Source organism: Streptococcus sanguinis SK49, from assembly GCF_000212815.1.
Classification (GTDB): Bacteria; Bacillota; Bacilli; order Lactobacillales; family Streptococcaceae; genus Streptococcus; species Streptococcus sanguinis_C.
In genome coordinates this window covers 501,045-520,639 of the sequence record NZ_GL890985.1, presented here as the reverse complement: position 1 = coordinate 520,639, position 19,595 = coordinate 501,045, and the positions used below count along the sequence as shown (strand labels likewise).

Here is a 19,595-nt window from a genome sequence, read left to right as displayed (position 1 = left end):
TTTCAGGCTAATTCTTCAATTCCAAATGCAGTTCTTTGAGCTGTCTTTGGTCAACCAAACTCGGACTTTCCAGCATAGGATCAAAGCCAGTACCATTTTTGGGAAAAGCGATGACTTGTCGGATATTTTCTTCCCCAGCCAAAATCATAACCAAGCGATCTAAGCCTAGAGCCAAACCGCCGTGTGGTGGGAAGCCGTATTCTAAGGCTTCTAGGAAGAAACCAAAGTCCCGCTCATAGTCTTCTCGGCTCATGCCCAATAGCTCAAACATCGCTTCCTGAGCCTTCCGGTCATGAATCCGTAGACTCCCACCGCCGATTTCATAGCCATTCAAGACGATGTCGTAGGCATGGCTACGGAATTGGTCTGGCTCTTGTCCATCTTCAAAGATGCCCTGTGTGAAAGGATGGTGCATGGCTTGATAGCGGTTTTGGTCTTCATTCCACTCCAGCAGCGGCCAACCCACAACCCAGAGGAAATGAAGCAGACTCGGGTCAATCAAATCCAAAGCTTTTGCGACTTCTATGCGCAAATGTCCCAAAGCTTCCTGAGCCCGACGCTTCTTAGCCATGACTAGCAGAATCAAATCTCCATCCTTGGTCTCAAAACGTTCCAGCAACTCCTGACTTTCAGCTTCAAAGGTACTAGCCAAATCACCAACTAACTGGCCATTTCCAACCTTTAGACTGGCGAAACGACTGCAGCCAAGTTCCTTCATTTCCTGGTAAAAATGACTGAGCTGTTTCTTGCTAAAAGCGCTAGCCGCATCGGGCACACAGATTCCCATCACTTCCTCTTGGTTGTCCAAAGCTTTCTTGATGAGAAGCGAATCATTGGACTGGCACAAATCTGTCAAACTCTTCAGCTCTAATCCAAAGCGTGTATCTGGCTTATCAGAGCCAAAACGGCTCATAGCCTCTTCATAGCTGATAGTTGGAAAATCTTCTGTCAACTCTAAACCATGAGTTTTCTTGACGACAGCCTTGAGCATAGCTTCAACCAGAGCTCGGATTTCTTCCTCGTTAGCAAAACTCAGCTCCAAATCCACCTGGGTAAACTCTGGCTGACGGTCTCCCCGCAAATCTTCGTCACGGAAACAACGAACAATCTGATAATAGCGCTCGAGGCCAGCTCCCATCAGCAACTGCTTGAGCATCTGTGGGCTCTGAGGCAGCGCGTAGAATTGATTTTTAAAGACCCGACTAGGAACCAAGAAATCCCTAGCTCCTTCAGGTGTTGACTTAGTCAGATAAGGCGTCTCGACTTCCAAAAAGTCCAAACCATTCAAATATTCCCGAATGGTTGAGGTGACCTGGTGACGCAGTTTGAGGTTATGTGTCATCTTCTCACGCCGCAAGTCCAGGTAGCGGTATTTCTGACGCAGGTCTTCCCCTGTATGAGCATGCTGGTCCAGCTCAAAAGGCAGGGTCTTACTGCTAGCAATAACCTCAATCTTCTCTGCCCTCAGCTCAACCTGACCAGACTTGATGGACTTGTTGACAAAACGCTCTTCCCGCTGAACGACTTGTCCTGTCACTGCAATAACATCCTCTTTGCCAATGTCTTCCAGCTTGGCAAAATCTTCAATCTCACCGCCAACGAAGACCTGAAGCAAGCCCTCGCGGTCCCGCAACTCAATAAAGGCTAGTTTGCCGTGATTGCGGATATTGGCTACCCAGCCAGTCGCGGTCATGGTCTGTCCGACTTGCTCTAAACCATAGTTTCCGATAAAAATTTCTTTCATGTTCTTTCCCTCTCAAATCAATTTGTAGCTCCGCCCTGTTGTTCAGGATATTAGCTATACTTCCCCATCGTCTTCACTTGACCTACTGCAAAATAAAAAGCTTTCGTCTATGAAACAGACGAAAGCCGTGGTACCACTGTTATTCGCCGCCCTAAAAGGCAGCCTCTGAGCTCGTAACGTGAGCGACGTTTGTGCTTAATCACACAAAAGATTACGAAACATGTTCTTCGGTTTTTGCTTTCTTGGTGCTGCTCTCAGCTATCAGCACTCTCTGTGCAAGTCAGCAAGCCTACTCTGCTTCTCTTTTACTCTTAAATTGTATCTATTATAGTCGAACCCAAGACATTTTGCAAGTGGTTTAAGGCAAATTTGTGATTTTCCTCTGACAGAGAAGCCACAGCTGGCTCTACCACCTGAATCTGATAACCAAGATTATAGGCATCAATCGCTGTATGCAAGACGCAAATATCCGTCAAGACCCCTGTCAAAATAACCGTATCTACCTTTCTTTCCCGCAGGCGGATATCTAAATCCGTACCAGAAAAAGCAGAATAATGGCGCTTATCCATCCAAAAGACCCGAGAGTCTGCTTGATGCTTGTCATAAAAATCAGCCAAAGGGCCATAAAGATTGCGACCGCTAGTTCCTATGATGTTATGAAGCGGAAACAGCTTGCTCTCAGGATGAAAGGCATCATTCTCATCATGGGCATCAATAGCAAAGAAGATATAATCGCCTCGGTCAAAAGCTGCCTCAGTCACTTGAGCAATGGCTTCAGAAATTGCCTGAGCGGGCGCTCCTGCTGTCAACTTGCCCTCATCTGCGACAAAATCAACTGTATAATCAATGGAAATTAGTGCTTTAGCCATTAATAGTCCCTCTTTTTAATTTCATCAAAGACATCCGGAATAAGAACTTTCAAATAAGTTCCTTTCATCCCCAGCGAGCGGCTTTCAATAATCCCAGCACTTTCCAGCTTGCGCAAGGCATTAACAATCACTGAACGGGTAATCCCAATGCGATCAGCAATAACAGATGCAGTCAGCTGGCCTTCATTGCCATTGAGCTCGCCCAAAATTGCTGAAACAGCTCTCAGTTCTGAGTAAGACAGGGTATTGACTGCCATGGTCACTGCTGTCCGGCGGCGGATATTTTTCTCATCCTCTTCCCGCTGGAAGTTAAGCAGCTGGATACCAACCACTGTGCTGGCAATCTCAACCAAAATCAGATCATCGTCCGCAAATTCCTTGTCATTGCGCCAGATAATCAATGAGCCCAAACGAATCCCTGAAACATGGATGGGAGCAATAGTAGTCAGGCCATCTGGAAAATCATCCTTGGTCTCTACCGGAAAAATCGTCAAATCATGCGTAACTGGCAGATTAGCCTCCGTTTCATAAACCAGATTGGCTTCTTGGACATACTCCTCTGGGAAATTCTTATCTTGGAAAAAAGCTTCTACACGGTCATTATTGGTCTTATAGCGCATGAAATAGCCTAGTAGACGTCCCTTGCTATTGATAATACAGGCATTGCAGTGGATAATATCAGCCAACTGACGCGTAATAGCATTATAGGGCAAATCTTCCTGCATCTGCTCTTCCGAGCGTTTCAGAATAGACGTAATTTTTCGTGTTTTTTCTAGTAAATCGGCCATATTATTACCTCATATTTATTAGCTTCATTGTAACATAAAAGCAGTAAAATTTCAATAATTATCTGAAAATTTTTTATTGAAAAACAATTACATACAATTCTATAAAATCACTACTTTATAAACCTTTTATTTGACCTTTCTTAGCTTTTATAGAGAGAAAAAACAGTCAATTGACTGTTTTTATTTTTCCTCTCTTTTTTTCCAGCTAAATAATATAAAACTAGCAGAAATAAGAATAATCCCACTAATCTGATTCAAAATTGATAGCTTCATACCTGTATTCGGTAGAATATACTTGTTAGAAACGTTTGAATGATCCTGTCTTCTAGATAAGATTTGAATCTCTCCTTCAGATTTTTTATCTTTCATTGATAAGATTTGCGGATCATTCAAATTATTTGAATCTAAACTTTGCTGTTTTGATTGGGCTTGCGATTCTAAATTTTTCTCAGTTTGGTCCAAAATTCTTCTATAATGGTCATCACGCTCCTGTGCCTTTTGAGAATTTAGCTGAGCAGATAAACGATCGTAGGTCGCTTGGGCAGCTGCCTGAGCCGCTTTTAGCTCTACCAATCGTTTTCTAGCAGCTGCTTGAACAGCTTCTGCTTTTGAAACTTCTTGCTTCGCAATATCAAGAGCAGCCTTTGCCTTGGAGAGGTTTTCTTCCGCTTGCTCTAAATTAGCCAAATTTTTCTTCGCTTCTTCCAAAGATGATTGAGCTTTAGAAAGCTCCGCTTGAGCGGAATCACGTTTTTCAGTCGCAGCAGCTACAGCTGACTGGGCTTTTTCTAATTCTTTTTGTTTTTTAGAAATTTCATCCTGAGCCTGTACTAAATTATTTTGAGCGGCAGTAAGTTCTGCCTCAGCTTTAGCAAGTTCTTCCTCTTTCTTACTTCTATCGCCATCTATATTATTAACAACTTCTTGAGCTTGAATTAAAGCATCTTTATCAGCTGCTAGTTGCTTCTCTGTATCTTCTACATCTTTTTGAGCCTGTGAAACATCCAATGGCGTTTGACTAGCTTCCTCAAAGGCTGACTGGGCTTGAGTAGCAGCTAATTGAGCTTTGTCATAAGCCGATTGCGCTTCCTCCTTATTCGCTTTCGCTTCATTATTAGCTACTAGAGCTGAATCATAGGCAGCTTGCGCTTGAGACAATTTTTCTGGATCTGCTGTTCCTGTATTTTCAGTTGTATTACTCACAATCGGTGTTGCATTGAAATTATTTTTACTAGCAGAACTTACTTGATCTTCAGAAACCATTGTAAAGTGAGCAACGGTAATATCACTTTCCATTGAAAAATCAACACCTAAATAGTTCTTTTGACTACCTGTATTTAAGCCAGAAATTGATTTAGCATGTAGCCACTCATATCCATTATACATAAATTCGACCAAAGAAGAATAAATGTCATGTTTCATATCTGCTAAGCTCATTTGAGCTTTATTAGCCTTCCAAATATAAGCATTTTCATAATACTGAACACCTTGTTGTTCTTGTTCAGAACTAGTTGTTATTAGACCATATTCCCTTGCTACACGATTAATTCCCCAAGCATCATGATGGTAACGATTCATTAAATCCCAAGACCAATTATCATTTTTGTACTCACGGGCTACCTTATCAGCAAAATCAAGCGCGGAAGGAGTAACAACAGTCTCGCCAGTCCCCATCTGCGCACGAATTTGATTTATTAATTCAGAAGCGAACTGAGAAAGTTGCAATCGCACATCATAAGGTATATTATTTGTATCAATCAACGTCTGGCTATCAGTAGGATCTGCCACGTAATTATTATAAGACTTCGCTTTGTCATTCACAGCTTTCAAAGTTTCTTCAATTTGACTGATTTGTGACTGAGGGGTATTAGGATCCGCTAGTTGCTTCAAAGCAGAAATATACTCAGGAGTCATATAAAATGTGTTCTTGTTATTTGAAGTGGCGATACTTCCACTATTATTAGCAGCTTTCGCAGCATTTAGAGCCGCTGCTGCTGTTTCTAGCTCAGACTGAGCTTTATCTGCTCGAGCATTAGCACCATCAAGCTTTTGCTTAGTTGCTACCACCTCATCATCGGCCTTACTCTTATTCGTTGCTGCTTCTGCTAACTTTTTCTGTCGGTCATTTTCTGATTGATTAGCTTTTTCTAGATTCTGCTTTGCTTTATCCACAGCAGCCTGACTTGCAGAGACTTTTTCTTTGGCATTTTCAAGATTAGTTATTGCATCAGAATTAGAAATTGTTAGAGCTGTCTTTGCTGCATCAACATCGCTTTTAGCCTGATTTACTTTAGATTCTGCTGTAGCTACTTTCTCTTGTGAAGCTGCAACAGATTGAGCTTGTTTCTCTGCCTCAGACTGTGCTGCTCCTAACTCATTCTGACGGTTTGCTAACTCGGCTTGGGCATTTTGAACTATAATCTCCTTAGACTCAATATCTTCTTGAACTTTTTTTAAAGCTTCAGGAGCAGATTGAACAGCTGATTCTGCTGTTTCAATATTTTGTTGAGCTTCCTGTAATTGATTTCTAGCCACAGCTACGGCCTGATCAGCAGCAGTTTCTGCTTCTTGACCTTCTACTGTTGCCTGATTGGCCTGATCAAGGGCAGTTTTTGCAGCTTCTACTTCACCTTGAGTTACTACTGAAGTAGAAGTATGATTCTCTGCGCTTTGCGCAGTCGCATCCTCTGAGGAAGAATTTTCTTCCACCAACTGATCGGCTTTAACACCTTTAGCAAAAAAAATTGATAGAGCAACAGCTCCCATCGACAATGCACTGAGCATCTTTTTAAACATAAAATGTTCTCCTTTATTTTTTATCATAGAATAATAAATGACGAAATAATTTTACCACGTTTACGTTTATTGCAAAAGATGTCAACTAAGACATTTGATTTTTTTATTAGGATAATTAGTTAAAATGTCATTAAATTGTCATGTCTTTCTTTATAAAAAAGCCCGTCATGAATACACTTTGTCAATTTTGCCAATATTTATTTCCAACTTTTTTAACAAAAATTTTTATTTCTTTACAATTTAAAGACGAAATAAAAATAGATAGCTCTCTCGAGCTACCTATCTATAATATGTGCTTAACGGCGATATTGGCGCAAGAAGCGCGTCATTTTTTCTTGGATTTGAGCTAGCTCATCTACTCGAGGCAGATAAACGATGCGGAAATGATCTGGGTCTTTCCAGTTAAAGCCTCGTCCATGGACGAGAAGGACTTTTTCCTGCTTGAGGAAATTGAGCACAAACTGCTCATCATCGTCGATATGATACATGTTCCGGTCAATTTTCGGGAAAATATAGAGACCAGCTTTAGGTTTTACAGCTGACAGTCCCGGGATGTCCTGAATAGCCTGATAGATGAAATTACGCTGTTCATAGATACGACCACCTGGCAAAAGCAGTTCATCCACAGATTGATGACCGCCAAGTGAGGTTTGGACGACTTGCTGAGCCAAGACATTGGAGCACAGGCGCATATTGGAGAGCATGTTTAACCCTTCAATATAACCCTTAACATGATGCTTAGGCCCAGATAGCACCATCCAGCCAACACGGAAGCCTGCGATTCGGTGCGACTTGGAAAGGCCATTCATGCTGACACAGAAGATATCAGGAGCCAGACTAGCCACAGAGGTATGGACATTGCCGTCCATCACCATGCGGTCATAAATTTCATCCGCAAAGATAATGAGATTGTTCTGACGAGCAATTTCCACAATTTCCAGCAGAAGTTCCTTAGGATAAAGCGCTCCCGTTGGATTGTTAGGGTTGATGATAATGATAGCCTTGGTATTAGATGTGATTTTTGACTTGATATCGTCAATATCTGGATACCATTCTGCCTGCTCATCACAGACATAGTGAACAGCATTCCCACCAGCCAGGCTGACTGCTGCCGTCCAGAGTGGGTAGTCCGGCATTGGTACCAGCACCTCATCCCCATCATCTAGCAAGCCCTGCATGGACATGACAATCAGCTCGCTGACGCCATTTCCCAGATAAATATCATCAATATCTACATTAGGAAAATTCTTAAGCTGGCAGTACTGCATGATAGCCTTACGGGCTGAAAAAATCCCCTTGGAGTCAGAGTAACCCTCACTGTCACGCGCATTCATAATCAAATCATGAATGACCTCATCCGGAGCGGTAAAACCAAATTCAGCCGGATTTCCTGTATTGAGGCGGAGAATCTTTTCACCGTTGGCCCGCATGCGCATAGCTTCATCCAAAACCGGACCGCGAATATCATAGGCAACATGTTCCAGCTTGCTGGACTTGTCAAATTCTTTCATTCTTATTTTTCCTCTATTCATCAGAATGTTATCATTATACCACCAGAAAAAGCGATTGACAACAAAAAAATAAGCTCACTTTTCACGCGATTATGAAGCGATTTATAAGATAAAGAGCACTATTCCTTTTCTAACCCCTCAAAGTAAAGGAATCTTTTTCTGCTTGTAATTTTCTGACAGCATTTCCATTTTATCTTTACTTTTTTTCTGAAAAGGGTTACAATAGAAACAAGAAAATAGTTGCAAGTCACTCGGACGTTATGGATTGATTGATTTTTGGTCAGCCCAATCATTCTGTGAATGATGCGACGTCCTTTGCCGACCATTTTAGAGGAGGTAGCTCTATGACTCAGAAATATGAAAACATTATGGTTGCTGTGGACGGTTCTCACGAATCCGAACTAGCCTTTGAAAAGGGTGTTAATGTGGCTCTCCGAAACGGCTCTCGTCTCACTATCGCCCATGTCATTGACACCCGGGCTTTGCAAAGTGTCTCAACCTTTGATGCAGATGTCTACGAGGACTTACAAGAAGATGCCAAAAAGCTGACAGCTGAGTTGAAAGAAAAAGCTCAAAAATCCGGTGTCAAGCATGTTGACATTGTCATTGAAATGGGCAATCCCAAGACTCTCTTAGCTACAGATATCCCAGAAGAGCACAAGGTAGATCTGATCATGGTCGGTGCTACCGGTCTCAATGCCTTTGAACGGCTGCTAGTCGGCTCTTCCTCCGAATATATCCTGCGTCATGCCAAGGTTGACTTGCTGGTGGTCAGAGACTCTGAAAAGACTTTATAAAAACTAGAGCAGATGTGCACTACACATCTGCTCTAGTTTTTTTGTTTATGCGAGATATTTTTATAGGTTTTAGTTTTAATTTTTTAAGAATATTCACCATTAAATTTTTTTGTCACCGTTACAGTAAATTCTGCGTTTCTTGGTAGTCTTCAAAAATCTCTTCCAATAGAGTTAATTAATTTTTTGTATAGCTTTCACTGAGCATTAGTAAATATCAATCCGTCTAGCACGAAATTCAACAAATTCACCATTCTCAAGATCATTTGGAATTCCTCCACCTATATTAATCAAAAATTCTCCTACCTGAGCGATATTTCTTGTTTTATCAAATATTTTGGCAATTATAAAATATTCAAAATTATTCAGATGCTTTACTAGAAATAGATTATCTTCACTTTTATATACGTCTCCATCAACAATAGCATACAGCATGTCATCAAACTTTCCGCCAATCTTTCCAAAAAATTCATCTGAAAAGCAAACTAATTCATATTGATTATCCGATAAAGTGACATCCGCTTCTTTGGTATCAATATCTATCCATTCTATTTTTTTTACAAAAATCATTAAATTTCTCCTTAACGTTCAAATCCTAGACTAGATGGCTTAGCGTAATCGGATTGATACTTTCTTCAAGAATGTAATGATTGAACTTCGCCGTGTAATTAGGATCACGCCAACTAAGTAATTTCTGACTGTCCATTAGGAAATAACGATCAATTGCATAGTTGCGATTAGCCCTCTCAGTTTCTGACATGAATAGACCGCTATATGGATCATCAAATTTGTTACCTTAAGGCAACTCCCTAAAAAATTTTTCCCATTTTTGAATTCTCCACTATGTAAACTTGAAAACTCTTGGCCTTACCGCCAACAACATGTTTTTCAACATCACTTTCCCACCAAGGAAGAACATCTTCTTCCAAAATTTCTAAAAATAAATCTTTGGACATTAAGTCATTTTTTAAGAAACCATCATAATTTTCAAAAACAAAAGTGTATTCTTCAGATTTTAACCATGATAAGTCTGTCAGCCAATCCGTAATAGATGACCAATTATTCGTATCAGGAAGGCCGACAGTTTTTTCAAGAAAACGGAATAACTCTTCTTTGTTTTGGATCTGCTTCCCATCAAAAATTGCTACAAAGCCGCTGAAAGGTAACAGGTCTTGCAATTTAAACTTTGTAATGTAATGAATTTTGTTTTTCACGATTTCAAACCTCTATTCTATTTTTTTAAATGTTTTATAATGGTCTATTCTTTTATTGAAAGCAGGATCAACCTTAGCTAGTTTTTGAGATAGAGGTCTATTTTGAAGAATTACACGACCTGAGTAATCCCAAGCCGTGTAATAGTTTTATGAATCGATATTGGATTCTTCATAAAAAATTTAATTCTAATCAGTCATGACATTTCATAAACTCTTTATTTCAAGTTCAACTCGTTCATCTATAGCATCCAACAAAGCTCTTTTTATCACAGAAATTAGATTCTTTCCACTACTTGTCACAAAATAATCTGATAGATCTTTGATATCTGGACTGATATTGTCACCCCATGGAGGCATTTTACTTCTGTCTTCATTATCCCAAACAACTTGATTAGGATTAATTCTTTCCAATTCCTTTTGGATGGTCTCCAATTCACGCAAAGCCTCCTCCAACTTGTGTGGCTCTAGCTTTCCACTATATAACTCATTCATCAAAATAGGAAATCTGCTCCCCCAAACATTATTTTCTAAACGAACACAAATTGTTGAAAAAAACGAGTGGAGAAAATCTCCTGTTCCAATAGAATACCAATATAAATCTACTTTTAAACCAACCGTCATAAGTTCCTCACGCTCTCTTGAATAGAATTTCAGATTTCTGGAGTATTTATCTTGAAATTTTTGTAAACAAGCTCTGAGGCTCTTCTCTTGAATCATATTTCAATCTATATACTTGCGAGAAATAATTTTTCCAACTACATGGTCAGAGAAATACAGTGCCATAGATAGCATCGCTTCAAATTTTCGATTACCAATTTGAATAATAATATTATCTGTTTCATCAAGTGAAATTATTTTCATTTTAGTCATCTATTGTTTTCCCCACATCACTGGATTAATATTTTTGATAAATTCACCATTATTCACCTTTTCCCAAAAATCTTTCCCAGATTTTGTATGATATGTTGCAATATTCCCTTCAGAACTTATCCCAACAAATTCAAACTTCGCATTTCCTCTTGAATCATTTCCCATAAACCTGACAAAAGCTCTAGTCGATTCCCCTCTATACTGAATCTGAATCTCAATCTCTATTCCATTCTAATGACTTCGTTTACATTTTTCAAATATTTTTTAGAATAAGACTGTAAATTATTAAATTGATCCCCATGTTTGAAAAATTAATTTATATATTCACCACCCATTTTCGTTATAAAATTTATCAACTAATCCCCAGTCATAATCAGAAATAGCTGAACCAGTTTCTGTTTCCCTTAAGTCAATCCCTAATTTTCTTAATGTGGCTAAGGACATGTGCCCCAAACAAATTGGGCCTAAAACTGAATCTTCCATCGAAAGTCTGACTGAAATTTCTTTTAATTTATTTATAACATCAACATCATAGATATCACTATTAACAATTTCTTTTATTATGTGATAAGACACAATTGGATTTAAATCTATATTACTTATTAAATCTATATTACTTATTAAATCTTTATTATTATAAGTTTTGGTTTTAATTTTTTTAAGAATATTCACCATTAAATTATTTTGTTACCGTTCCAGCAAATAATCAGCAATTGTTTTCGTTGAATCTGATATGACTTCATTAACTGTTTTTCTTGTTCCAAAGTCGTTATGCCAATAATGAATATCTGATAAACCACCGCGTGGTGGAAAAAGTTCTTGATAAAGAGTAAATTTTTCCCTTGTACTTAGCTCATCATTGGTATTCAAAGATTTTTTTAAATATTTTAAATCCTCTACTTGCGGATGAACGTTTTTAATCTTATATCTGTCAATTATTGATAACAAATCATCAATTGCTTTTAAAACTGTTTCTAACATACTATCTTCCTCCTCAATGAATTATTGGCCATGAATCTATGACCTCCACACCATCTAAATTCCATGGTGAATCAATGAAAATTTGTTCTTTATTGAGCCCACCTTGATAAATTCCTCCCTGACTCCCTACAGGACCGTCATAGATAGTAGTTCCTTTAGGAATCTTTATTTTATAGACTTTATCAATTGCAGACTGACCACTATACGAACCATCAGGGTTTGTCCAGATATCTTTCACTGCTGTATCAATCCTCACCTGTGCTCTGGACTGAGGTGCTTCTCTAGTAAACCATTGTCCTAAAGGATTATCAGCATTACCCGCTCTATAAAATATTGTATCTTCTGAAAGTACGGTTTTATTATATCGACCTCCATAGAAATTTCGATTTGGCGTTGTAGAAAATTCAGATAATGGACCGGGATTGGTATATGAATTATATTCATACGAATACAAATCCACATATTTAGATTGAATATTGTTCATCAACGGCAATTCCGGAGTCCAATTCTTTGATGGAAGTTGAGGACCAACCACCGGCTGACTCCCCACACTCGAATTTCTCACCGCATCCTTAATCTGATAATACTCATTGACCTTTGCGTTCGCTCTTTGTGATTGCAAATCCTTATTATAAGCCCGAGTACTCCAAGCTGCTGTTCCTACCATTAGGAAGTCATAACCCGCTTTTATACTCGGTGCATACTTGGTATAGTTTGTGGCATAATTCAGGAGTTCCTTATCAGCCTCTTTGTTTGTGACTGGATCAAGTCCCGTTTCAGCGATATACTCAAAACGTTTTTGCTCAAAGTTGGGATCATGTTTACTGATAGGATTTTGGCTATCCAATTCTTGATAGCGAGCAGCCAGATATATATCATTCGCCTTATCTGTTTCGGATGAATAATAGTTATGATCTAGAATCGGAGCTATAGGACTAAATTTTAATCCAGGATAATATTCTTCCAGCTCCTTCTGGTTCATTCGGTCAATCTTTGCTTTGAAAAAGGGATCCACTTTCTGCAAAGTATACTTACTAACATTGGTTTCCCGAGGCAAGTCTTTTACTTCTTCGTACCTCTTAACAACGGCTTTTTCAAGTTTAATCCTATATTCAGTCTTGTTTGGCTTATAGTATGGACTGTTTAAATCGCCACTCTCTTTTGCTGAAATAATTTCAGAATAATTATGAAGCAAATCATCATAATCCATCTCTGCGATTCTATCAAACTCTGTCTTCTTGGAATTTTGTCTCTTTACTTCTTCAATCATCTCCTGCCGCTTAGTCCATCCAGTATTGATGGTACCTTTCCAGCTGAGATCAGCATCTCGGCGAGGAGGAAGATAAGTCTGAGTAGATGCATCCCAGCTCTGTGCTGCCTGAGACAGGCCAGTAGATGCGGCTACTAAATAAGTCTCTGCTTCCGCGAAAATAGTTGGCGAACTCTCATTAAAAGCAAGCAAATTATCCAAAATTTCTTGAAAGACTTGCCTAGCACTTTCTGCAACAGCGATGGAAGCACTGAAATCCACAATAGACATACCTTTATTATTTGCATAGAGTTGCGATTTGCGTTCCAACTCTGCCAGTTGCTGTTCTGCAAAACGAATTTTCTCTTCCAGTTCTGATTGGCGCCAGCTCTTACCGTCTACTTCTGCCGTGTAGTTACTAACAAAATTTTGACAAGCTAAGGCTATCGCTTCCTGATAGAGAATGACTCCCTGAACAATCGGGATGACCGTTCCGACAACATGATTTTTGGCAGAATCATACGCTTTACCTTTTAGTTCATCCTCATTATGAAAAGCTGATAAAACGCTTATTAATTTAAGATTCTGCCCCAAACATTGTTCAACCGCTCTTCCAAGGCTTTCTGCCTGCGTTCGAGCAGCTTCTAAATACATATCAATACTCATCCTTACTCCTCGCCAGCTAAGGCACGCTTCTCTTTGTAGACTTCTTCTAGTTGATTTTCTGCGTTTTGATGAACTTTCCGCAGTTTTTGTATCTGATCCTCTATATCAAGCTTTAGCCGTCTGCTTCGATGAGAAAAATCTAGCTGATAATCTGCTATCTTACTATAATATCGACTTCCTTCGAAATCATAAGACAAATCATGAAACCACGTCCCCATAGAATCCAACTGACATAATACATCTTCTTCTTGAGTTTTTGCCTTTCTCAACTTTTGATAGAGTTCCCATTCATAATCAGCAAGCCTCCGCTCTTTTGCCAACAAGGCAGTCCACCGCTTATCTTCCTGCATTGATTATTCCTCCAAAGCAGTCAAGGTATTCAGACCTAAATCTTTTTTAGTGACTGTCGGTTCCTTTTTAGGCGGTAAATAGTTAGTAGTCAGACTTTGACGAATCATAGCATCCTTGTCCTCAAACTCTGCTGCTACACTATGAACATTCTGAATAATACTTGTAATGTGTGCCCCGAGCTGCCCTTGTAAGCTCTCAACATTTGAAATCCCTGCATTTGCATTAGAATTTCCAGCAACAGTTGTCTGCGAATCTCGAGTAATAGCCATCATCTGCAGGAAATTTGCATCTCCGATTGCCGTCGCATGTCGGGCTGCTGTTGATAGGTCGCTCTTAACTTGGTATTGATCCATCCGTCCTCTCCTCTACATTTTTTTCTTATTGTACCATAAAATAAAAAAAGAGCAAAAAATTTCCAATAAATAATCTGCTCTTAAAGTATTTATTCTTTGTTTTCTTCTTTCTGCTCTATGGTACGCTGGTAGGCCTGAATTTGTCGTTCCAGTTCTTCTTTGATTGCTCCTTCAGGAGCGTATTTATCTTCCCAGTCATCTGGTTTGAGGATTTTATGGGTGACGGGGTCAAAGTGAGCCTTCCCGTCTGGGAAAATTTTGCCCATATTAGCCCGATGGACAATATCAAACAGCTGCTCTGGATCCACTCCCATCAGGACAAAACTGCCATAAGTGAAGTATAGAGTATCAATCAAGGCATCCACCTGACCGACTAGAGAAACCTCAGCCTGACTCTTGGAGCGAACCTTGTCGGCAGCCTTGTCAAGGGCCTGATGGAGATAGGCTACAGAGCTATCAAAGTCTTCCTCTGAGTTACTAGCTGCTCGCAGAAACTCGACCAGCTCTTCCAGCTTGAAGCCTGCCCGATAGCGAGCGTCCTGAGGCGACCAAGCAATTGGCTCTTCCTGAGTACTTTCATCCATAACACTATGGAACTCTTTAACCTTATTAAAGTGATGGTCGCTGCTGGTAAAGACCTTTTCCCTCGCTAGTATGCCAAAATGCTCCAGAGCCTTGTGAATCCCATCTTGACTATTGCTGCTAGTCGTATGCTTGGCCACTTCCTTGACTGAGCTGGTTCCATTTCCCATAGCAATGGACAGACCAACTCCCGATAACATTTCCAAGTCATTGTCAGAGTCACCGAAGGCCATGACCTGATGAATGTCAAATCCATATTCCTTGCCGACTCGGCGAATCCCCTCTAGCTTAGACGTGTCTTTATTGATAATATCGACCGCATAGGGGCTACTGCGAGTAAATTTCAAATCAGGAAAGTCCGCTTCAATCTTACGGCTTTCTTCTGGACTGGCTAAAATCAAAGCTTGGTAAATCGGCTCCTGAATCAGCTGCAGGAGATCCTTTTCATGCTGGGGCAAGGCCTTGCTGATGACTTTATTAAAACCGTGACTAACTGTTCGCGCCATTCTCTTAGGGATGAAGCGGCTAGTCCACTGGGAGAAAGGGCTCATGCCGAAGGACATAATCTTGGAGCCCAGCATAGCCTCAGCCGTTCCCAAGGAAATCTCTTTCCGATGCTTCTTAGCATAGGAGATTAAATCCCGCAAACTCTGCTTGTCAATGGGACTGGCAGAAATCACTCTGTCTCTTGAAAAAATGTACTGGCCATTGTAGGTCACAGCAAAGTCTAAGTCCAATTGCTCCATAAAAGGTTTGACAAAGAAAGGACCGCGGCCTGTTGCCAAACCGACCAATATTCCTTGCTCCTTTAAACTCTGAATAGCCTTTTCTGTAGATTTCAAAACCGTTCGACTATCATTGACCAGTGTCCCATCAATATCGAAAAAGACGGCCTTTACTTCCATTGATTTTCTCATTCTTTCCTTTTATGATACAATAAATTATAACACAAAAATGACATACAATCACATGAATTGCAGAAAAGAAAAGCTGGAGTAATATCCATGCAACAGAAATGAAAACTCTATGAAAATATAATGTGAGTTTTCAACTCTGCATTATGACTACAAGGAGAAAAAGGATTTATGACAAAAAAAATCTTGGTCCTGCACACAGGAGGAACCATTTCCATGCAGGCTGACGGCTCTGGGGCTGTCGTCACCAATGCTGATAACCCTATGAACCATGTGACAGTTCCGCTTGAGGGGATTGAGACGGAAGTCATTGACTTTTTTAATATTCCTAGTCCTCATATCACGCCCCAGCACATGCTCAAGCTTTATCAAAAAATCAAAGCCAGTGCTGACCAATTTGACGGAGTAGTCATTACTCATGGGACGGACACTTTAGAAGAGACGGCTTACTTTCTGGATACTATGCAGTTGCCGAAGATTCCAATCGTTCTGACCGGAGCTATGCGCAGTTCCAATGAGCTGGGGAGCGACGGAGTCTATAACTACCTGACAGCCCTGCGGGTTGCAAGTGATGAAAAAGCCTGTGATAAAGGTGTACTTGTCGTTATGAATGACGAGGCACATGCTGCAAAGTATGTAACCAAGACCCACACGACCAATGTCAGCACCTTCCAGACGCCGACTCACGGACCGCTTGGCTTGATTATGAAACAAGAGATTCTCTATTTTAAGACAGCGGAGCCTCGGGTCCGCTTTGACTTGAACAGCATTTCTGGTCTGGTGCCCATCATTCCAGCTTATGCCGGTATGAAGACAGAGCTTCTGGACATGCTGGATTTAGACAAGATAGACGGCCTCATCATAGAAGCATTCGGTGCTGGCAACCTCCCCAAGGAAGTAGCTGACAAACTGGCTGATATGATAGCTGACGGCCTGCCAGTTGCTCTGGTCTCTCGCTGTTTTAACGGGATTGCTGAGCCAGTCTATGCTTATGAAGGAGGCGGAGTTCAGCTGCACCAGGCTGGTATCTTCTTCGTCAAGGAGCTCAATGCTCAAAAAGCCAGAATCAAACTGCTCATCGCCCTGAATGCTGGACTCAAAGACCAAGAACTACGAGATTATATGGAAGGCTGAGAGAAAAAGTCCTTATTTACTTTCTTTAAATCAAAAAGTGCTAAGGTTGCTTAGCACTTTTTTGACTCTTTCATATTCTAACATTGGGAAAACTTCATTGAATCGCTGGACTTAGAAGATAACCTCAAACAGAGACTCTAAAATTTCAAAAATATAATCACTTACCATAGGTCACCTCTATTTTCTGAGCTTTCTTAAATGTCTTTGGATAGTGGACTTTGATTGCAACTTTCATAGCTTTTACCTCGCTTATCATTCATTCTTTAAGAGCAAAAACGAAACTCTTGGAGTGTTTGACTTCAAGTTTGGTCTCTAATCTTTTTGTTCTTACTTGGATATAAGGATACAGCCCTAAACTTAAGAATCTCTTATAGATTTCTTAGGGAAAGCTTATAGTCAAAGAAATCCGGCAGCAATCCTTACCTACTAATTGAAATGAACAAATCTTTTCAATTAAATACAAAAAAACTTCACCGATTGGGTGAAGCTTGTGATTGTTAGGAGATTTATGATGAAAAAATTCTAAATTATTCTTATTCTTTGAGAAACACATACCTCGCAGGTCTTCTAGTCTTCAAGCTTTGGTTACCAGATTTTAAGGGATGTTTACATTGTCATTGATCCTACCTCTTTCTTTGATTTGACAATAGTATAATTCCTCAAACTTAAAGCCTACTTATAAATATCTTGCAGGAAACTTAATTCAAAGAACCTTTAATCTAGGTAATCTCGCTTGTCCAAATGAAGAGCAATCAAGTGCCAACTAGGATCTGTCCGCCAGTTCGGATCAGCTGTAATCTGGCTGGCAACCTTTCTGGCTTCTTCTAAAATCGGATAATCTTCCACAATGTCTGCCACTTGAAACTCAGGAATACCAGACTGCCGAGTGCCAAAGATTTCTCCAGAGCCTCGCATTTTCAAATCCTCCTCAGCCAGCAGGAAACCATCGGTCATCTCAGTCATGATTTTCATGCGACTCTTGCCCGACTCCGTCTTGGGATTGGCAACAAGGACGGCATAAGACTGCTTGCTCCCTCGGCCGACGCGGCCTCTCAGCTGATGAAGCTGGCTGAGTCCGAAGCGGTCAGCATCCATGATGACCATCACCGTAGCATTTGGGACGTTGACTCCGACCTCAATGACTGTGGTAGAGACCAGAATATCAGTCCGTCCTTCCTTGAAGTCCTGCATAATCGCCTCTTTTTCCTCGCTCTTCATCTTGCCATGAAGCAGGGCCACTTGGGCCTGATGACCAAAATAGGCTGTCAATTCTCCTTCTAAAGCAATGGCATTCTTAAGATCCAAAGCTTCTGACTCCTCAATCAAAGGAGAAATAAAATAGGCCTGAGCTCCCTTATGAAGCTCTTTTTTAAGCCAGTCGAGGACGACTCCCAGCTGCTCATGCTTGACCCAGCGGGTGATGATAGGCTTGCGTCCTGCCGGCATCTGGTCAATGATGGAGACATCCATATCACCAAATGCTGTAATGGCAAGGGTTCTGGGAATAGGCGTCGCCGTCATCATGAGGACATCAGGATTGTCTCCCTTTTCCCGTAAAATCCGGCGTTGTTCCACACCAAAGCGATGCTGCTCGTCAATAATGACCAAGCCCAATGCATGGTAACGGACTCCTTCCTGAATCAGGGCATGGGTTCCGACAATCATGTCCACCTGACCGTTTTCAATCGCTGCCAAGGTTTCTCTGCGTTCTGTTGCTTTCATCCCACCAGTTAGCAGGGCCAGATTCAATTCTGGAAATAGCTGAGCTAGGCTATCAAAATGCTGCTCAGCCAAAATTTCTGTTGGAACCATCAGAGCTGACTGAAAGCCAGCTGTATAAACAGCATACATAGCTAGACCAGCGACTACTGTCTTTCCGCTTCCCACATCGCCCTGCAGCAGGCGATTCATGTGTCCAGGCGACCGCAAATCCTGCAAAATCTCTGTCAGACTGCGCTCCTGAGCTGAAGTCAGCTCAAAAGGTAAGCTCTGCTTTTTCTCGGCTACAGCATCCGACTGCCAATCAATCTTCAATCCATTGCTGACAGCCTTGGTTTCTCTCTTTAAGACCTGCAGCTGCATTTGGAAATAAAAGAGTTCTTCAAATTTAACCCGCCGAAGAGCCTGCTTGTAGTCCGCCAAGTCCTTTGGAAAATGCATAGCCCGCACAGCCTCAACTCTGCTCACTAGCTGGTAGCGTTCCAGCAGGGACTGGGGCAGATTTTCCTCTAAGAGCAAGTCCAATCCCTGGTCAAAGGCTGTCTTAATCAGCTTGACCAGATTGGCCTGACTAATTCCCTGAGCCAGCCGATAGACAGGCTGCAAGTCGTCCTCTACCTGAGCCAGAAGTTTCATGCCAGTCAGACTAGCCTTGGCTTTGTCCCACTTGCCAAAGACGGCTATATTAGCTCCCACTTCAATCTTATCTGCCAAATAAGGCTGGTTAAAGAAATTAACTGCCAGAGCGACTTCTCCCTGCTTGATGGTAAAGCGCAGGCGATTGCGTTTGTAGCCGTAATACTGGACATTGGCCGGGGTTACGACCTGACCAGAAACAACCGCCTTTTCTCCATCCTCCAAGTCTAGGACATTCTTACTCTTAAAATCCTCATAACGAAAAGGAAAATAAAGCAGCAAATCCTGCAAGGTCTCTAGACCCAGCTTGGCAAATTTTTCTGCTGATTTCGGTCCCACACCAGGCAGAACCGTCAAAGGTTGGTGTAAATTCATAATTCCTCTTTCAGTTCTGATACTGTTGCGATGCTGTCATCACAGACAG

General features: G+C 40.9%; 19 protein-coding genes. 2 read left to right on the top strand and 17 right to left on the bottom strand.

What is annotated here, in order from left to right; genetic code table 11:
* Positions 1–7: 7 nt before the first annotated feature.
* The 5 genes from aspS to HMPREF9380_RS08350 all read right to left on the bottom strand — a co-directional run bounded on the left by aspS (position 8) and on the right by HMPREF9380_RS08350 (position 7,708).
* A complete protein-coding gene (gene aspS / locus HMPREF9380_RS08330; RefSeq protein ID WP_002932358.1) occupies positions 8–1,744 on the bottom strand; it encodes an aspartate--tRNA ligase in 1,737 nt (578 codons plus the stop codon).
* 311 nt (positions 1,745–2,055) lie between these two features.
* On the bottom strand, positions 2,056–2,613 hold the full coding sequence (locus HMPREF9380_RS08335) for a cysteine hydrolase family protein (protein ID WP_002932357.1): 558 nt from the start codon (positions 2,611–2,613) through the stop codon (positions 2,056–2,058).
* The gene (gene codY / locus HMPREF9380_RS08340) at positions 2,613–3,401 is read right to left on the bottom strand and encodes a GTP-sensing pleiotropic transcriptional regulator CodY (RefSeq protein WP_002896308.1); all 789 of its coding nucleotides are present in this window, start codon (positions 3,399–3,401) and stop codon (positions 2,613–2,615) included. The genes HMPREF9380_RS08335 and codY overlap by 1 nt, the downstream gene beginning before the upstream one ends.
* A gap of 180 nt (positions 3,402–3,581) precedes the next feature.
* Positions 3,582–6,197 carry an SEC10/PgrA surface exclusion domain-containing protein gene (locus HMPREF9380_RS08345; RefSeq protein ID WP_050540538.1) on the bottom strand — a complete coding sequence of 872 codons (2,616 nt, stop codon included), beginning with the start codon at positions 6,195–6,197 and terminating at the stop codon, positions 3,582–3,584.
* 296 nt (positions 6,198–6,493) lie between these two features.
* Complete coding sequence (locus HMPREF9380_RS08350; protein WP_009659361.1) at positions 6,494–7,708, bottom strand: pyridoxal phosphate-dependent aminotransferase; 1,215 nt, start codon at positions 7,706–7,708, stop codon at positions 6,494–6,496.
* Between the two features lie 344 nt (positions 7,709–8,052).
* Between HMPREF9380_RS08350 and HMPREF9380_RS08355 the strand changes: the two genes are divergently transcribed.
* On the top strand, positions 8,053–8,505 hold the full coding sequence (locus HMPREF9380_RS08355) for a universal stress protein (RefSeq protein WP_002915801.1): 453 nt from the start codon (positions 8,053–8,055) through the stop codon (positions 8,503–8,505).
* Between the two features lie 204 nt (positions 8,506–8,709).
* Here HMPREF9380_RS08355 and HMPREF9380_RS08360 read toward each other — a convergent pair whose 3' ends face one another.
* The 11 genes from HMPREF9380_RS08360 to HMPREF9380_RS08395 all read right to left on the bottom strand — a co-directional run bounded on the left by HMPREF9380_RS08360 (position 8,710) and on the right by HMPREF9380_RS08395 (position 15,673).
* Positions 8,710–9,072: a hypothetical protein gene (locus tag HMPREF9380_RS08360; protein ID WP_002898130.1), complete on the bottom strand. Its 363-nt coding sequence runs from the start codon at positions 9,070–9,072 to the stop codon at positions 8,710–8,712.
* Positions 9,073–9,311: 239 nt separating this feature from the next.
* Positions 9,312–9,716: a barstar family protein gene (locus HMPREF9380_RS08365; protein WP_002932354.1), complete on the bottom strand. Its 405-nt coding sequence runs from the start codon at positions 9,714–9,716 to the stop codon at positions 9,312–9,314.
* Positions 9,717–9,920: 204 nt separating this feature from the next.
* Positions 9,921–10,433 carry an immunity 70 family protein gene (locus HMPREF9380_RS08370; RefSeq protein ID WP_002932352.1) on the bottom strand — a complete coding sequence of 171 codons (513 nt, stop codon included), beginning with the start codon at positions 10,431–10,433 and terminating at the stop codon, positions 9,921–9,923.
* Positions 10,434–10,436: 3 nt separating this feature from the next.
* Positions 10,437–10,586: a hypothetical protein gene (locus tag HMPREF9380_RS11695; protein ID WP_002898135.1), complete on the bottom strand. Its 150-nt coding sequence runs from the start codon at positions 10,584–10,586 to the stop codon at positions 10,437–10,439.
* Complete coding sequence (locus tag HMPREF9380_RS11890) at positions 10,587–10,751, bottom strand: hypothetical protein (protein WP_002898136.1); 165 nt, start codon at positions 10,749–10,751, stop codon at positions 10,587–10,589.
* Between the two features lie 159 nt (positions 10,752–10,910).
* Positions 10,911–11,261: a hypothetical protein gene (locus HMPREF9380_RS08375; RefSeq protein WP_002932351.1), complete on the bottom strand. Its 351-nt coding sequence runs from the start codon at positions 11,259–11,261 to the stop codon at positions 10,911–10,913.
* Positions 11,262–11,273: 12 nt separating this feature from the next.
* Positions 11,274–11,567, bottom strand: a complete 294-nt coding sequence (locus HMPREF9380_RS08380; RefSeq protein WP_002932350.1) for a hypothetical protein — start codon at positions 11,565–11,567, stop codon at positions 11,274–11,276.
* Positions 11,568–11,580: 13 nt separating this feature from the next.
* The gene (locus HMPREF9380_RS0110955; RefSeq protein ID WP_002932349.1) at positions 11,581–13,482 is read right to left on the bottom strand and encodes a hypothetical protein; all 1,902 of its coding nucleotides are present in this window, start codon (positions 13,480–13,482) and stop codon (positions 11,581–11,583) included.
* A 2-nt stretch (positions 13,483–13,484) separates the two neighbouring features.
* Positions 13,485–13,832, bottom strand: a complete 348-nt coding sequence (locus HMPREF9380_RS08385; RefSeq protein WP_002932348.1) for a DUF3958 family protein — start codon at positions 13,830–13,832, stop codon at positions 13,485–13,487.
* A gap of 3 nt (positions 13,833–13,835) precedes the next feature.
* Positions 13,836–14,186 carry a TIGR04197 family type VII secretion effector gene (locus HMPREF9380_RS08390; RefSeq protein ID WP_002932347.1) on the bottom strand — a complete coding sequence of 117 codons (351 nt, stop codon included), beginning with the start codon at positions 14,184–14,186 and terminating at the stop codon, positions 13,836–13,838.
* Between the two features lie 89 nt (positions 14,187–14,275).
* Positions 14,276–15,673, bottom strand: a complete 1,398-nt coding sequence (locus tag HMPREF9380_RS08395) for a Cof-type HAD-IIB family hydrolase (RefSeq protein ID WP_032907192.1) — start codon at positions 15,671–15,673, stop codon at positions 14,276–14,278.
* Between the two features lie 180 nt (positions 15,674–15,853).
* On the opposite strand from HMPREF9380_RS08395, the gene HMPREF9380_RS08400 reads away from it, so the two are divergent.
* Complete coding sequence (locus HMPREF9380_RS08400; RefSeq protein ID WP_002932338.1) at positions 15,854–16,816, top strand: asparaginase; 963 nt, start codon at positions 15,854–15,856, stop codon at positions 16,814–16,816.
* 714 nt (positions 16,817–17,530) lie between these two features.
* On the opposite strand, the gene recG is transcribed toward HMPREF9380_RS08400, so the two are convergent.
* Positions 17,531–19,546, bottom strand: coding sequence for an ATP-dependent DNA helicase RecG (recG, locus tag HMPREF9380_RS08405; RefSeq protein WP_002932337.1), 2,016 nt, complete (start codon positions 19,544–19,546; stop codon positions 17,531–17,533).
* Between the last annotated feature and the right edge of the window lie 49 nt (positions 19,547–19,595).